18 protein-coding genes are annotated in these 15,536 nt (G+C 61.1%); 15 read left to right on the top strand and 3 right to left on the bottom strand.

The window, feature by feature from the left end; translation table 11 throughout:
• The first annotated feature begins 35 nt into the window (after positions 1-35).
• From QU606_RS19135 to QU606_RS19080, 12 genes are all read left to right on the top strand, one after another.
• Positions 36-428, top strand: coding sequence for a DUF6152 family protein (locus QU606_RS19135; protein WP_069076113.1), 393 nt, complete (start codon positions 36-38; stop codon positions 426-428).
• Positions 429-492: 64 nt separating this feature from the next.
• Positions 493-1,275: a hypothetical protein gene (locus QU606_RS19130; RefSeq protein ID WP_304997337.1), complete on the top strand. Its 783-nt coding sequence runs from the start codon at positions 493-495 to the stop codon at positions 1,273-1,275.
• Between the two features lie 35 nt (positions 1,276-1,310).
• Entirely contained in the window at positions 1,311-2,801 is a 1,491-nt protein-coding gene (locus QU606_RS19125) for an alpha/beta hydrolase domain-containing protein (RefSeq protein ID WP_081329199.1), read from the top strand.
• Positions 2,802-2,822: 21 nt separating this feature from the next.
• Positions 2,823-3,314 (top strand): DUF6644 family protein, encoded by a 492-nt coding sequence (locus QU606_RS19120; protein WP_069076111.1) that lies wholly within the window; start codon positions 2,823-2,825, stop codon positions 3,312-3,314.
• A gap of 32 nt (positions 3,315-3,346) precedes the next feature.
• Positions 3,347-3,835: a DUF6644 family protein gene (locus QU606_RS19115; protein ID WP_069076110.1), complete on the top strand. Its 489-nt coding sequence runs from the start codon at positions 3,347-3,349 to the stop codon at positions 3,833-3,835.
• Positions 3,835-4,539, top strand: coding sequence for a hypothetical protein (locus tag QU606_RS19110; RefSeq protein ID WP_102623355.1), 705 nt, complete (start codon positions 3,835-3,837; stop codon positions 4,537-4,539). The genes QU606_RS19115 and QU606_RS19110 overlap by 1 nt, the downstream gene beginning before the upstream one ends.
• A complete protein-coding gene (locus QU606_RS19105; protein ID WP_069076108.1) occupies positions 4,536-5,468 on the top strand; it encodes a metal ABC transporter solute-binding protein, Zn/Mn family in 933 nt (310 codons plus the stop codon). The genes QU606_RS19110 and QU606_RS19105 overlap by 4 nt, the downstream gene beginning before the upstream one ends.
• Before the next feature lie 23 nt (positions 5,469-5,491).
• On the top strand, positions 5,492-6,172 hold the full coding sequence (locus tag QU606_RS19100) for a metal ABC transporter ATP-binding protein (protein ID WP_227496802.1): 681 nt from the start codon (positions 5,492-5,494) through the stop codon (positions 6,170-6,172).
• The gene (locus QU606_RS19095) at positions 6,169-7,074 is read left to right on the top strand and encodes a metal ABC transporter permease (protein ID WP_069076106.1); all 906 of its coding nucleotides are present in this window, start codon (positions 6,169-6,171) and stop codon (positions 7,072-7,074) included. Before QU606_RS19100 ends, QU606_RS19095 begins: the two co-directional genes overlap by 4 nt.
• Positions 7,071-8,066 carry a metal ABC transporter substrate-binding protein gene (locus tag QU606_RS19090; RefSeq protein ID WP_227496801.1) on the top strand — a complete coding sequence of 332 codons (996 nt, stop codon included), beginning with the start codon at positions 7,071-7,073 and terminating at the stop codon, positions 8,064-8,066. Before QU606_RS19095 ends, QU606_RS19090 begins: the two co-directional genes overlap by 4 nt.
• 29 nt (positions 8,067-8,095) lie before the next feature.
• Positions 8,096-8,419, top strand: a complete 324-nt coding sequence (locus QU606_RS19085; RefSeq protein ID WP_069076105.1) for a hypothetical protein — start codon at positions 8,096-8,098, stop codon at positions 8,417-8,419.
• 8 nt (positions 8,420-8,427) lie between these two features.
• Positions 8,428-9,252, top strand: a complete 825-nt coding sequence (locus QU606_RS19080) for a DUF4198 domain-containing protein (RefSeq protein WP_069077404.1) — start codon at positions 8,428-8,430, stop codon at positions 9,250-9,252.
• 112 nt (positions 9,253-9,364) lie between these two features.
• Here QU606_RS19080 and flgG read toward each other — a convergent pair whose 3' ends face one another.
• The 3 genes from flgG to QU606_RS19065 all read right to left on the bottom strand — a co-directional run bounded on the left by flgG (position 9,365) and on the right by QU606_RS19065 (position 12,351).
• On the bottom strand, positions 9,365-10,150 hold the full coding sequence (flgG, locus tag QU606_RS19075; RefSeq protein ID WP_304997336.1) for a flagellar basal-body rod protein FlgG: 786 nt from the start codon (positions 10,148-10,150) through the stop codon (positions 9,365-9,367).
• A gap of 80 nt (positions 10,151-10,230) precedes the next feature.
• Positions 10,231-11,547, bottom strand: a complete 1,317-nt coding sequence (gene flgE, locus QU606_RS19070) for a flagellar hook protein FlgE (protein WP_102623353.1) — start codon at positions 11,545-11,547, stop codon at positions 10,231-10,233.
• 177 nt (positions 11,548-11,724) lie between these two features.
• Positions 11,725-12,351 (bottom strand): dTMP kinase, encoded by a 627-nt coding sequence (locus tag QU606_RS19065; RefSeq protein WP_024075477.1) that lies wholly within the window; start codon positions 12,349-12,351, stop codon positions 11,725-11,727.
• 297 nt (positions 12,352-12,648) lie between these two features.
• On the opposite strand from QU606_RS19065, the gene QU606_RS19060 reads away from it, so the two are divergent.
• From QU606_RS19060 to QU606_RS19050, 3 genes are all read left to right on the top strand, one after another.
• On the top strand, positions 12,649-13,500 hold the full coding sequence (locus QU606_RS19060; protein ID WP_150054528.1) for a sugar phosphate isomerase/epimerase: 852 nt from the start codon (positions 12,649-12,651) through the stop codon (positions 13,498-13,500).
• 13 nt (positions 13,501-13,513) lie between these two features.
• A complete protein-coding gene (locus QU606_RS19055; RefSeq protein ID WP_102623351.1) occupies positions 13,514-14,566 on the top strand; it encodes an isopenicillin N synthase family oxygenase in 1,053 nt (350 codons plus the stop codon).
• Positions 14,567-14,643: 77 nt separating this feature from the next.
• Entirely contained in the window at positions 14,644-15,447 is an 804-nt protein-coding gene (locus QU606_RS19050) for an ABC transporter substrate-binding protein (RefSeq protein WP_102623401.1), read from the top strand.
• Positions 15,448-15,536 lie beyond the last annotated feature (89 nt).

Here is a 15,536-nt window from a genome sequence, read left to right as displayed (position 1 = left end):
GTTCATAAGAACCATAAAAAACGAGGCCCCCCGCCATGTCCCCTTTGTCACGCTTCCCGTTGCTCCGTCAGGGGCTTTGTCTTCTAACCCTGATCGGCTGCAGTGCCTTACCGCCTGTTGCCAGTGCCCACCATTCATTTGCGCTGTTCGACCAGACCCAGACGATCACGATCAAGGGTGTCGTCGAGCGCTTCGCCTGGACCAACCCCCACATCACGATTTACCTCGACGTTCCCGGCCCGCCGGCACAGCGCTACAAGATCGAGACGGGCAGCGTCAACGCGCTGCAACGCACGGGCTGGACGTCCAGCTCGGTCAAGGCTGGCGAAAGCGCCGAGGTGTCGTTCAAACCGTTGAAAAGCGGCGAGCCGGGCGGGTTGCTGGTGGAGATCAAGATGGGTGACGTGGTGCTCTCGGGCGGCGGCTGAACGCAGCCCTTTGCGAATGCGGCAACACCAGAACTGGGCAAACCAGCAACGCGGAGACATTTCAATGAAACGAGCACGTTCTTCCAACACAGCCATGATCTTTCTGGGGGTGGTCCTCATGACGCTCTCCGGGATGAGCAGCGCCGCGACAGCCTCGAAAACCCAAGCCGACAAGCACAGCTCGGCCGCCCGGCCTGACATCAGCGGTACTTGGGAAAGAACCCCGGACGACTGGTTCGGCGAAAACCCGGACGATCCGGTACACCCCGGCGGTCCGATGGACCTCAAGGCACCCTATGACGCCGAGTACGTCGAGCTCAAGAAGAAACAAGCCGTGGCCAACGCAGCCGGGAAGCCGATCGCCACCACCAGTTCAAGGTGCCTGCCCGAGGGTATGCCGACCATGATGGCGGCGCTCTTCCCGATCCAGATCATTCGCGATGACAAGCAAGTGATCATCCTCGGCGAGTACCTCCAGCAAGTGCGACGGATTCTCTTGAACCAGGCCATGCCGCCAACAGACAAGCTCGACCCCCTGTACCAAGGCCATTCGCGCGGCCACTGGGAGGGCGACACGCTGGTGGTCGAGACACAAAGCGTACGCACCGACGTGCGCTTCTATGACGTGCCCCACGGGCCGGCCATGAAGATCACCGAACGCATCCGGCTGCGCGGGCCGGATCGCTTGGAAAACCAGGTCCTGATCGAAGACCCGCAAGTACTCAACACCCCGTATCGCTTTACGTTTGAGTACAAGCGCTCCAACTACGCCATTCAAGAGTACGTGTGCGAGAACAACCAGATCGTGATCGACAGCGAGGGCAAAGCATCTCTGAGCCTTGAGTGATGACGCCTATCCAACCCCCTGCTGGAGCTTTACGAATGGAACGCCTGACCCCTATCAGCATCAGCGTCGTGCTATGGCTGTGCATCGCGGCGAACACGTTCGCCGAGGTGCCCCGCATGCCCACGGCGATCGCGGTGCCGCCTTCCGACAAGGCGCCGCTGTCGTCGGCGACGCGCCCTGGCACCGAATACAGCGACCTCAACCACTACGGCTACATCGAGCAAGAGTACTACCTGCAAGGCGTCGCCCCGGCCATCACCGCCGCTGGCAAAACCCTGTTGGAAGCGCCTTACACCACGCGCATTCTGGTGCGCAAACCGGCGGACCCGGCACGTTTCAATGGCACGGTAGTGATCGAACCATTCAGTTGGTTCGGCGAACGTGCCGCCGGTTGGATCCTGACCCGCGACTATCTGCTGCGACGCGGCTACGCGTACGTCGGGTACACGCTGAATGTGAACAAGCCGGCGGTGGACCCCAAGTTCATCTCCGACACCCCAGAGGCCGAAGCCGAACAGATCGCCCAGTACGGACCGATCGTGAACTTCGAGTTCATGCGCCGCTTCGACTTTGCCCGCTACGCGCCGCTGGGCACCTATTACGACCCGGCACACTTCACGCGGGGCGCCGCGCCCGATCCGTTTGCGCCCCAGTCCCAGGGCATCGGCGCGCAACTGGCGCTGCTGCTTAAAACCAAAGGGGCACAGAGCCCTTTGGCGGGCCTGGATGTGCAGCGCGTCTATGTGAATAGCTGGGCCGTCACCGCGCAAGTCTGGATGGACTATCTCGACCAGGGCCGTCACCAGCAATGGCGCATGCCCGACGAAACACCGCTGATCGACGCCTACATGACCGGCCGCATGGCCTACGGGGAAGTGGGCGGCGACGTGATCCGCGTGCCCCGGCAGATGCCCGAAGGCGTGCCGTTCGTCACCGTCTACAGCCAGTCCGAATTGATGCATGACGTGATCGAAGGCATCCCCCTGCCCCCGGACACCGACTCCCCGCAGGTGCGCTACTACGAAGTCACCGGCATGCCCCACCTGCGTCTGGCCGACCTCGGCACGGAGCACACCGAGAAGCTCGCGGCCGATGTCGGCAAGGGCGACGACCCGCGCTGCCAGACGCTGTATGACGAACCGGTGGAACTGGTGGTCTCGGCGTTGCTGGATGGCATGGACCAGTGGGTACGCGACGGCAAGCCGATGCCCAACGCCCCGCGGGTGATACGCGACGGCAAGGCCGCTGCCCGTGCGCCCGCCACCGGCAACCTGCAAGGCGGCGTGCGCCCGCCGTGGATCCAAGTGCCAAGCGCCACCTACCTCACCGACCAAGAGACCGGCTGCGGGCTGATCTACGACACCAAGGTGCCTTACTCGAAGGAAGTGCTCGGCCGGCGTTATGGAAACTTCAGCCGCTATGCACAGAAGTTCGAAGACGCCAAAGCCGTTTCGATCCAGCAAGGGTACTTGCTACCGGAGGATGCGGCGGGTCTGCATCCGATCGCAAACCCTCAAGACTTCTAACCCATTGCAGGAGAAAAGCCGATGTCCTCTTCACTCATCATTGCCTGGATCTACGGGTCTCCCTTAAGCACCGCCATCCGCGACATCCTGTGGGTCATCCCCACGGTGCAGAGCATTCATATCATCGCCATCACCGTGCTCTTCGGCTCGGCGCTGATTTCCGATCTGCGCCTGGCGGGCGTGTTCGCCAGCGATGAGCCCTTGCGCGGCATCGTCCGCCGTTACTACCCCTGGATGCGCAATGCACTGATCGTCCTGTTGTGCACCGGGCTGGTGATGATCATCGCCGAGCCTGATCGGGTGCTCGTCAACTCGACGTTCTGGCTGAAGATGGTCCTCGTGGTGGCCGCGTTCAGCTTGACCTGGCTGCTTCGTCGCCCGCTGCTGCGGCGCCCCGCCGGCAACGTAGACAGTGACGACGCGCCGGGTTCCGTCAAGGCCTGTGCGTGGCTGTCGATCGGTTTGTGGTGCGTCGTGATCATCTGCGGCCGCTGGATCGCCTACACGATCTAAGCGTTTTCAACCAAAGTTCTCAGGTATTCTCCATGGATATTCAACCTCTGCTGCAAGCCGTCCAGGACACTCAGCTCGCGACGTTCATTCGCGAGTCAGGCTCGGTGTTCCCGATGCTGGAATCGGTGCATGTGATCGGCATCGCCATCGTCTACGGCACCATCGCTGTCGTGGACTTACGCCTGCTTGGCGTGACCGCCCACCGGCGCGGCGCGCTGAAACTGATCCAGGATCTGCTGCCGTACACCTGGGTCGCGTTCATGACCTGTGTGATCACTGGCCTGCTGATGTTCTGCGCCAATGGCACGACCTATGTGCAGAACACCGCGTTCCTTTTCAAAATGGGCCTGTTGATACTGGCGGGGATCAACATGGCAGTCTTCCATCTCGGGGCCTTTCGCCGAATTGCCGAATGGGACACGACACTGCCGCCTCCCCGCCAGGCGCGCGTGGCCGGCTTCAGCTCGTTGCTGTTGTGGGCGGGCGTGGTCTTCCTGGGCCGCTGGATCGCGTTCCTCTGATGGCGCGCCGCGACGCTGCAATCACGCAGGTGCGCCCACGCTCCAGCGGATGGGAGTCGCTGGCGTTGGTGCTGGCAACCCTGGCCGTCATCGCTGGCGTGGCAGGCTATGTGCTGCTGCGCCCCGAAAGAGTTGGCCCGCCCACCCCGTTGAGCTGGCAGGTGCGCTCCTTCGATGGCTTGGGCGCGGTCGATCAGGCCATACACAGCGCGTTGTTACCGGCCGGTGAAGAAATCATCTGGAACAACAACGATACCGGCGGCTGGGTCACCCTGGAGCAGGCGCAGACGCTGTTGCTGCCGCCCTTCTACCGGGATGCCTTCTGGAAAACCAATGGCGAGGTGCACTGGCAATTGATCCTGCCTGGCTCCCACCTGGCCCATACAGGTGGCCATGACGATGATGCCGCTGAGGCGAACCCGCCCGTCAACGCTGTGTCCCAGGCCACCCTGGGGCAAGGTGCAACGGTGTACTACGGCTCTGGCGGCCATGCACCGGGCCAGAGCGCCTACCTGCTGGTCATCGGTCACGCCCATGCGGGGGTGATGTGGGCCAACCAAGCGACGATCTGGGTCCACCGTGACCCGAACGCGCCCTACCCCGCCATCGTCAAGCCCGAATCCCTGGTCGGCGAGGGTTGGCGCCAAGTCATCCCGTACGACGGTGCCAGTGAAATCGAACGCGTAAAAGGAACCCAGCCATGACTGTTTCTACGAAACACCGCGCCTTGTGGCGCCGTTGTATCGCGCTGCTGGTGTTGATACCCGCCATCGCGCTTGCCGGCCCTGCCTTCGCCTCGGCAAAGAAGCTCAAGATCGGCATCACCCTGCATCCCTACTACAGCTTCGTGAGCAATATCGTCGGTGATCGGGCCGAGGTCGTTGCGCTGATCCCCGCAGAGGCTAACCCGCACAACTACCAGCCGCAGCCCGACGACATTACCCGCGCGATGAATATCGATGTGCTGGTGGTCAACGGCATCGGTCACGATGAATGGGCCTTCCAGATCATCAAGGCTGCCGGCCGCACGCAAACGCTGCCGATTATCCAGGCGAATGCCACGGTGGCGCTGATTCCCATCGGTGGCGACCAGGAAGGGGTCAAGGTGGTCAACCCGCACACCTTCGTGTCCACCACGGCAGCGATACAGCAGGTGTTCGAGATCGCTCGCCGGCTGGGAGAGCTGGACCCGGACAACGCTGCGGTGTATCGAAAAAATGCCCTGGCGTATGCGGGCCGTATCCGCGAGCTACGCGCAGGCTTCATGACGCGCTTCGCCGCGCTGGACCTGTCTTCGTTCCGCTGTGCGACGACCCATGCGGGCTACGACTACATGATGCAGGAGTTCGGCCTGTTCGTAAGCGCCGTGATCGAGCCGCGCCACGGCGTCGCGCCGACGGCACGCCAGTTGGCCAACACCATCGAGGCGATCAAGAAGGCCAACGTCAAAGTGCTGTTCGCCGAGAAAAACTTCTCCCTCGACTTGGCCAAACCCATCGAAGCCGCCACCGGCGTGAAGGTGTTCGCCCTGTCCCACATCACCGGCGATACCTACAGCGCGGACGAGTTTGAGGTGGCGATGCGCGAAAACCTCGAAACCCTGGCGCAAGCCGTCGAGTTTACGAAGCAATGAATGCGCTAAAGGAGGAATACGCGATGCGCGGCCCCGCCATTGTGTTCGACAACGTCTCCCTGCAACTGGGAGGTACACAGGTGCTCGATCAGGTGAGCTTGCGCATAGAAGCCGGCGCCTTGCATTGCCTGGTAGGCCCCAACGGCGGAGGCAAGACCTCACTGGTGCGTGCGCTGCTGGGCCAGATGCCGCATTCGGGGACGATCCGCTTCGAGGGTGAATGCGTCACGCCCCTGGGGTATGTCCCGCAACTGCCGGACTTCGACCGCAACGTGCCGATGACGGTCAACGATCTCATGGCCCTGTTGGGCCAACGTCGGCCCGCCTTCTTCGGCGCAAGCCGCGCCGCCAAGGCGGCCCATGTCGAGGCCCTGGCGCGTACCGGTATGGCGGGGATGGGGAAAAAGCCGTTTGGCAGCCTGTCCGGCGGCCAGCGTCAGCGCGTGCTGCTGGCCCAGGCCATAAGCCCGCTGCCCTGGCTGTTGATCCTCGATGAACCCACCGCCGGGATCGACGAGGCCGGCGTGCGCCTGGTGGAGACACTGGTAGCGGAGCTGAACAGCCGTGGGGTGACCATCCTGTGGATCAACCACGACCTCGAACAGGTCAAGCGTATCGCGCAGTCCGTCACCCTTATCAACCAGCGGGTGCTGTTTCACGGCCCCGCCGATCAGATCGACAGCCGACTGGAGGCCATTCGATGAATGCCTTTTACGATTTCATTCGCGACCATCTCCAGGCGCTCGCCGCGACTCACGTGTTGCCGCAGCCGTTCGAATACGAGTTCGTGATCAATGCGTTGATGTGCTCAGTGCTGATCGGACCGTTGCTGGGTGTGCTGGGCTCGATGGTGATGATCAAGCGGATGGCGTTCTTCAGTCAGTCCGTGGGCAATGCGGCGATGACCGGCGTGGCCATTGGCGTGCTGATCGGTGAGTCCTATACCTCGCCCTACTTCTCGATGTTCGGCTTCTGCCTGCTGTTCGCGCTGACCCTCAAGTACACCCAACACCGCACCACCCTGGCGAATGACACGCTGATCGGTGTGTTCCTCTCCATCTCCCTGGCGGTCGGCGCTTCATTGCTGCTGTTCGTGTCGGCAAAAATCAACACACACGTCATGGAAGGTGTGCTGTTCGGCTCGATCCTGGCCGTCGACCACACCGACATGAACGTACTGCTGGGCGTGACAGTGATTTGCACGCTGATCGGCCTGCCGCTGTACAACGGCATGTTGCTCTCCAGCCTGAATCCGAGCCTGGCCCACGCACGCGGCGTAAAGGTGCGCAGCGTCGAATACCTGTTCGTGGTGCTGGTCACCCTGGTAACGGTCGCCTGCTTGAAGATCATCGGCGCCGTACTGGTAGAGGCCTTGCTGCTGATACCGGCAGCAGCGGCCCGCAACATCAGCCACTCACTGCCAGGCCTGGTCAGCTGGACCGTGGTCATTGCGACCTTTTCCTGTGTGGTCGGCATTCTGGCACCGATGCAGTTCCATATCCCCGTACCCACGGGCGGCGCCATTGTGATCGTCGCGGCCTTGGTGTTTGCGTTCACCACCCTCATCCGAGGCACCGCGCCGCAGTTCAAAGGGGCCAGCGTATGACACGGTTCAACTCATCCATGCGCCGTGGGCTGGCGCTGCTGGCATTGCTGTTGGGCGGCGCGCCGTCGGCGTTTGCGCAGGTCGGCCAGCAACAAGTGCTGGTCGCCCTGCCGGCGGTGTATGCGCTCACCGCTGCACTCGGTGAAGGCACACACATCGAGGTCGTGCGTGTGCCGATGGACGCCGCCGTGCCCATGGAAAGCCAGGCCAACGCGCTGTCACGCCTGGAGCCGGCCGTCTTCGAGAAGGCCGTCGCCGTGGTCACCCTGAGCAGCCTGTGGCGCGCTGATCCGCTGTATGCGACGGCCCGGCGCCACAACCTGCGCATCGTCGAGATCGATGCATCGCACTCATGGGACAGCTTCAAGCCCGGCGTGGCCGTGACCCGCGTGCCTTCGAACGATGTGCCCTGGGCGGGTGCCCGCGATGGCGACGGCGGCCCGTCACCCTACGCCTGGCTGGGCCCGGTCAATGCCATGCGCATGTCGGCGTTGATTGCGGCCGACCTGGCGCGCCTTTCCCCCCCTGATGCGCCGCAGATCGAGCGCAACCTCGCCGCACTCGACGACCGCTTGCGCCAGCTGAAGGCCGACTACGGTGACCGCCTGTTGAAGGTGCCGGACCTGCGCGTGCTGTCGCTGGCCAGCGAGCCGGTCTACCTGTTCGGCGAGTTTGGCGTGTATGTGGACGGTTGGTTCGTGCGCCAGGACATCGACTGGACCGACGCCGACCTTGCGGCCCTGACCCGCTACCTGCGCGAGCGGGATATCCACGTGGTGGTCCATAAGTGGGCGCCTGACGCCAGGATTGCCCAGGCCATCAAGGACGGCGGCGCACGCCTGCTGATCCTGGATATCGGCAACCCGGGCATGCTTGCCAACGCAGCCAACGGCTACGAAGCGCTGCTGAGTTCCAACCTGGATGCCTTGCTGGCGGGCTTCGCGCCGGCCGGCGCTCCCGCGGCCGGCGTTCAAGCCGCGACGCCGCAGTGATCAACGTCGACCCTGGAGACTCAAGCCTGATGAAAACCCGAGATCTGGCCCACCCGCTACTGCTGGCAGGTGCCCTGCTGTTCTGCCAGGCCGCCTTGGCCCACGGCCCCGTTTTCGACTGCTATATCGAGCACGACGACTGGGTGAAGTGTGAAGCCGGCTACACCGACGGCAGTTCCGCCGTGGGCCGCAAAATCCATGTCCAGGACACCAGCAACAAGGTGTTGATAGAAGGCACTGTCGGTAACGACAACAGCTTTACGTTCCAGGCCCCCACCGGCGTCTACTCCGTGGAGTTTCTCGGGGGGGAGAACCATGGCGCCACGATCCAATCCTCTGACATAACCAAGTGAAAACCACCATGCCCATCAAACGACTCCTGCTTCACACCCTCGCCGCCGCGACCCTCGGTTGCATGGCCGGTGCCGCACAAGCCCATTTCCAGATGCTGTACGTGGACGAAACGGCGCTGCCGCGCGCGGACAACCTGGAATTCGCCATCGTATTCACCCACCCGTTCTCTGCCGGACCGACGATGAACATGGGGCAGCCCCTCGTCTTCAGCCAGGTCAGCGCTCACGGCGGGGAGAAAATCGACCTGCGTAAATACCTGCGACCCGTGCAGTGGCAGAGCCGCGATAATCAGGCGAACGCCTATCGTGCATCGATTCCACGGGAATTGGTGCGCTCCCTGGGGGACCATGTCTTTGTTCTTGAACCCGAGCCCTACCTGGAAACCGCCGAAGACGTGTATATCCAGCAGTTCACCAAGCTGATCGTGAACGTCGGTGGCGTACCCGGCAACTGGTCGGAACCGCAAGGCCTGCCGGTTGAAATCCAACCCTTGAACAAGCCCTATGCCAACTGGACCGGCGGCGTGTTCCGCGCCTTGGTGCTGGCCGACGGCGAGCCCGTGCCGTTCGCCGAGATCGAAATCGAATACCTCAACCATGCGGTCGATATCAAAGGCAACGCCTTCGGCCAGCAGGACTATGTCACGGCCCCCCAAGCCTCGTTCAAATCCCTGAGTACCTATTCGGATGCCCAGGGCGTCGTCACCATCGGCCTTCCCCGTGCCGGCTGGTGGGGAATTGCAGCGCTGAACATTGGTAAGACTAAAACCTATAAAGGCAAGCACCTCTCCCAGGACGCGGTGCTGTGGGTGCAGGCCAAGGATATGAAATAACCTGCTCCAGGGCAGGGCTCCTTGACGGCGCCCTGTCCTGCCTGCCACCCATGATGCACCTCCAGCATCGCCCCTCGTATTGCGCTGCAACCGTGCTCAAATCCAACGACCATCAGAGCTTCTGGGTAAGGTTGCTCAGCATCCCGTCAGCCGCCTTGATCACCTTGGCGTTCATTTCGTATGCACGCTGCGTCGTGATCATGTTGACCATTTCTTCAACCGTGCTGACGTTGGACGTTTCCAGGCTGTTTTGCAAAAGGGTGCCCAACCCCGCCAGGCCAGGCGTACCGACCTGCGGGGCCGAGCTGGCCGCTGTTTCGAGAAACAGATTGCCGCCGATCGCCTGCAGCCCCGCCGGATTGATGAAGTCAGCCGTTTGAATATTGCCGATGACCTGGGTCGCCGGGTTCCCGGCCACACTGATGGAGACCGTGCCATCGCGGCCAACCGTGAAGGTCTGGGCGTTGGCTGGAACCACAATGGCAGGCTCAAGCGCAAAGCCGTTCGCATTCACGATGCGGCCATTGCCGTCCAGGTGAAACGTGCCGTCGCGCGTATAGGAAGTCGTGCCATCCGGTTGCTGGATCTGGAAAAAACCGCGACCGTTGATCGCCATATCCAAGGGTTGCCCGGTGGCCTGCAGACCGCCCGCCGAGAAGTTTTTCTGCGTGCCCACAATGCGTACGCCGGTGCCCGTTTGCAGGCCGGAGGGCAACTCGCTGTTTTGTGTGGACGCTGCACCGGGCTGTCGATGAGTCTGGTACAGCAGGTCCTGAAACTCAGCGCGGTCACGCTTGAAACCGGTTGTCGAGACATTCGCAAGGTTATTGGAAATTGTAGTGAGGTTGGTGTCTTGGGCGGACAGACCCGTCTTGGCTACGTAAAGGGCTGGAAGCATGTTGACTCCTGAGCGCGCGACTCAGCGCACACTACCTGGCTGATTGATGGGGATTGAGAACGGCACGACGGGTGAGCGAGTTACTTCATCTGGATAACGGTCTGGAGCAATTTGTTCTGGGTCGTCAGGGTCTTTGCATTCGCCTGATAATTGCGTTGCGCTTGGATCAGGTTGACCAACTCATTGGTCAAATCGACGTTGGACGCCTCCAGCGAGTTGGACACGATTACCCCCGCAGAGCCCGCCCCAGGCGCGTCGATTCCGGGAAGGCCCGAAGCGAATGTCTCCTTCCATCGCGTTCCACCCGCAGGTTGCAAGCCCTGCTCATTGGTGAAACTGGCCAGTGCCACTTGGCCAATCGCCTTGGTTTGCCCGTTGCTGAAATTCGCATTCATGATGCCGGTGGCGTCGATCGTCAGGCCGCTGATCTGCCCGCTGGGATAACCGTCCTGCGCCGGCGCCGTATGAGTAGACGCGGCCGCGAACGAAGTGGTCTTGCCAAAATCGAGCGCTATGCCCGGCACGGCCCCGCGAGCGCCGTTAAGACTCCAGCTCGGTGGATGACCGCTGGCGTTGTTCATCACGCCGGGTCGCCACCCCGTCAACGTCAGCGTGTTTCCGGTTTTGCTCCAGCCTGTTCCCGCCGTCAGCGAGCCGAGGGTGCCGTTGGCGTTGAACGTGAGGTCGGCTTTGAGGCCCACGGGGGGTTGCTGAACAGGATCTGCCGGGCTGCGCCCGTCGATGAAGGTGTGTACCGTCCATGAGTTGGCGAGCGGAAGTTTGACGTAATACTGTTCCATGGCGTGCCTGTTGCCTTGTGAGTCATAGACAGGCGTGGCGACCATGTGGTTGTAACTGTTGGGATCTGCGGGATTAAATGTCGCCACGCTGGGGAGGCGTTGCGCTGAGTTCAGATTCACGGTCTGTTCGACACGCGTGGTGGCGTGAGGTGCAAGGTGGGACTTGTCGATCTTCAGATCAGCCAGCGCACCCTTGGCGATATTGCCGTTGAGATCCGCGCCATAGCCTTGAAGACGGTGGCCGGTGTTGTCGACCACAACGTTCTCGGCATTGACCTTGAACGCACCCGCCCGTGAGTAACTCAGTGATCCATTGTCGCCCAGCACAAAAAAACCGCTCCCTCGAATGCTGAGATCAAGGGCGTTACCGGTATTTTTGAGGTCACCTTGGTTAAACTGCTGGGAGACATTCGCCAGGCGCACGCCCCGGCCTATCGCACTGCTGACCGTCCCCAGCAGTGTTGTTGAATAGACATCGGCGAATTCAGCACGGGACGATTTGAACCCCGTGGTTGCCACGTTCGCGATGTTGTTGCCAGCCACGTCCAGTTGCTTATTGGCTGCGTTAATACCGCTAAGACCGTTAGTGAAAGACATGAGCCACTCCTCTGTGTAAGGAGCGATTGTACGGACGGGGTGTGGAGACTCAGCTGAGTGCGTGTGGAGGAACGGTGGAGATCACCGACCCAGACGCCGAGCCAGATCATTCAGAAGCCAGCGACCGGCTTTGCCCAAGGCACGATGTGCAGGTGTGCGGTGTAGGTCTGCACGCCGTTATCCACCTGGCCCCAGCCCTATCAAAGGGTAAATCCTGGAAATCACCCGCCTCGTGGCCTCTTCGATCGTTCCTTCATTGCGGCATAAAACCCAGTCGTTGTCGGCCATCGCGCGTTCAAACGCCTGGGTACAGGCACTATGTTCTTCCAGTGTCTGGGTCACTGTACTGCCCAGCCCACGCCGTCGCGCGGCTGCCCTGCCCCATGAAATCTCGGGGGCGGTGACAACGCCGACATGCAGGTCTGGCACTCGCACGTTTCGATCGATGTTCAATTGCAGGATATGTGCAAACGGGATTATCCGGCGAAACGCGGCATCGGAGGGGTACCAGCGGTCTATCAAAATGATGCTGCCAGGCGGCTGTTTATCCAGCACGTGCCGGGAGATCCAGGCACGGCTATCAGCAAAGCGCTCACACACCTCCCACTCCAGATCCCGGTTGGGATCCCTGACGAGTTGGTTGACGAGGGCCATTGTTTCACCCCTGGAGGGATCGCTTTTTTTCTCGCACAGGCGGATGACCTTTTGGTTGTCTGCCCTCAGTACTTTCGTCACGGCCTCCAGCAACGTGGTTTTGCCGGCGCCCTTGGGGCCATCGAGAGAAACAAACAACGGACGATTCATTCTTCACATATCGATAGCGGCATGGATGACCACTCTAACCTTGTTTCCGGCGAAGGGGTCTCAAATCAGGCTGGGGCTGCGCGCAATAGTTTAGAAATCTCTGAACTATCTTTTTGCGCTGCCCTATTCTTTTCGCTCCTCGCCCTTCCCTATCATCGACGCCAATAAAGGAGCCCTCCCCTAGAGATGCGGCCCGAAGTTTGCCTTTTCTGATAGTCACTGCCGTTTGTCGTGCGTTTCGGTTTGCGCCGCAACGCCGCTGTGTCAATCACACGAAGGATTCTTTGGGGCACATCGATGAAACTGGAAATATTCCGCACGCTGTGGGGCTACACCGCAAGCAAGGCGCAAGCGCTCGAGGAGTTGCTTGAGGCCGGTTTCGATGGCATGGAAGCTCGCCTGCCCATGACCGCCAGCGAGCGTGCCGAGTTCGCAGCCTTTCTACGCGCTAACCATGTCAGCTATATCAGCACCGTCTTCAGCGCCTACGACGTCCTGCCGGAACAATCGGCGAGTGTCGACGAACACCTGCTGGACCTGGATAAGAAGCTCAGTTGGGCCGCCGAGTTGTCGCCGCGCTTCGTCAACCTCCTGGCGGGCAACGACCGCTGGCCACTGGCACAGCAAGTCGACTTCTTTGGCCGCGCCATGGACCTCGCGCGCAAGCACGACCAGGTGTGTGCTTTTGAAACCCATCGCGCTCGCTCGTTGTTCAACCCGTGGGTCACCCTCGAGCTGATTCGTCAACTGCCGGACCTGCGCTTCACCAGTGACATCAGTCATTGGGTGGTCACCTGCGAGCGCCTGCTCAATGATCCGTTCGACGACCTCAGCGCCTTCGTCGAACGCGTTCACCACATTCAGGCCCGGGTCGGTTATGACCAAGGGCCGCAAGTGCCCCACCCCGCCGCCCCCGAGTACGGCCCAGCGCTGGCCTTCCATCAGCAACATTGGGAGGCCGTCTGGCGCTCCCAGGAACTCCGCGGCTATCAAATCAGCACGCTGACACCCGAGTTCGGTGCCGACGGCTATCTGCATCATCTGCCCTTCACCAATGTACCGGTAGCCGATCTGTGGTCGCTGAACGTGTGGATGGCAAACACCGAGCGCGAGCATTTCCGGCGTTTCACCTGCGCCTCAACCCGATAAGGAGCGTTCCCTCATGCCTGACAAAACGCCCAAGAGCGCCAACTTCAGCCGCATTCCGGTGGTGGACATCGCCGGGCTTTACAGCGACGACATCACACAACGCCAGGCGGTCGCCGAAGAACTCGGTAACGCCGCCCGCGCGGTGGGTTTTCTGTACATCAAGAACCACGGCATCGCGTCGTCACTGATCGACGGCTTGCGCCACGCGGCGAAGGCGCTGTTTGCGCAATCGCTTGAGTACAAGATGCAGCATTACATCGGCACTTCCCGCAGCCACAAGGGGTTTGTGCCTGAAGGTGAAGAGGTCTATGCCAAAGGCAAACCGGATCACAAGGAGGCCTTCGATATCGGTTTTGAAGTGGGCGAAGACGATCCGCTGGTCATTGCCGGAACGCCGTTGATCGGCGCCAATGAATGGCCCGACCTGCCGGGTTTCCGCCCCGCGGTCGAAGCGTATTACGCAGCGGTGTTCGCATTAGGTCGTCGCCTGTTCAAGGGCTTTGCACTCGCATTGGGCCTGGAAGAAGACTATTTCGACGCGTTGGTCACGCGCCCACCGTCGAAGCTGCGGCTGATTCATTACCCATTTGATACGGCGGCACAAGACGCGCCAGGCATTGGTGCGCATACCGACTATGAGTGTTTCACCATTTTGCTCGCCGACAAGCCAGGCCTCGAAGTGATGAACGATCAGGGGCAATGGATTGATGCGCCGCCCGTAGACGGTGCGTTTGTGGTCAATATCGGCGACATGCTGGAGGTCATGACCGCGGGGACGTTCGTCGCCACGGCTCACCGAGTGCGCAGCGTCAGCGAGGAGCGCTACTCCTTTCCACTGTTCTACGCGTGCGACTTCCACACCCAGATCAAGCCGCTGCCGCAATTTCTGGCGGGGGGTGAGGATTACGAGGAAATCACCATCGGCGAACACATGTTCGGCCAAGCGTTGCAGACCTATCAGTACCTGCGCCGCAAAGTCGAACGCGGCGAACTCAAGCTGTATGAGAAGGCACGCAAGCCCTCCAGCTTCGGCCACCTGAAGAACCAGGCGCAGAACGCGTCCTGATGCAACCCTCGACCGGTTCCAACAACCCTGTTTTAAAACCCGCCCAGTCCTACTTTACCGACGTGGAGTCATCGATGATGCGCAATCCAATGAATAATGTTGTTCGCTTGACCCTGCTTGCCGTCGCAATCCTGGGTTCGACTGGCGCCCATGCGGCGACCACGGTGACGCCCGGCGTACTCAAGGTCGGCATGGAGATCACCTATCCGCCCTTCGAGTCCTACGACGAACATAAAAACGTCGTCGGCTCCGACCCCGAACTTGCGCACTTGCTCGCCAAGCACCTGGACCTCAAGGCTGACTTCGTTGACACCAAGTTTTCCAACCTGATCCTCAGCCTGAACGCCGGTCACTACGATGCGATCATCTCCGGCATGTACATCACTCCCCAGCGGCAGACTCAAGCGCAAACCATCGCATACGCCAAGACCGGTGCCGCAATCATGGTGCTGAAGGACAGCCCACTGAAACCGAAAGTACCGGAAGACCTTTGTGGCCTGAAAGTCGGCCTGGAAAAAGGCACCACGTGGGTGGCGCAGTTCAACACACTCTCGACTGACTACTGCACCCCGAATAACAAGGGCGCGATTATGGTCAGCGAATTTCCGTCCGCCCCTGAAGTGACCCAAGCGCTGCTCTCCGGCAATGTGCAGGCTCAGGTAGAGATCGACGGCGCCGCCGGCATGATCGCAGAACGTACCAAGGGCCGCGTGGTCGTCAGCACCGAGCACTCGATCTACCAACAGACGCTGGGTATCTACGTCAAGAAAGGCAACGACGCGCTCTATCAGGCACTGCTCAAGGCCTTCGATGCGACGAAAGCGTCGGGGGAATACGCCGCCCTGTTGAAGAAATACAACCTGGAAGCACCGACTAACTGACTCAGTACAGCCATGGCCTTCTGTAGGAGCGAGGGGGACGCCTAGTTCCTACAAAAAGCCTTACCTGACTGGCATTGGGGTAAAGCCCC

The sequence above is a fragment of the Pseudomonas sp. OVF7 genome (genome assembly GCF_030644265.1).
Taxonomy (GTDB): Bacteria; Pseudomonadota; Gammaproteobacteria; order Pseudomonadales; family Pseudomonadaceae; genus Aquipseudomonas; species Aquipseudomonas gorinensis.
This window is presented reverse-complemented; position numbering and strand designations above follow the sequence as displayed.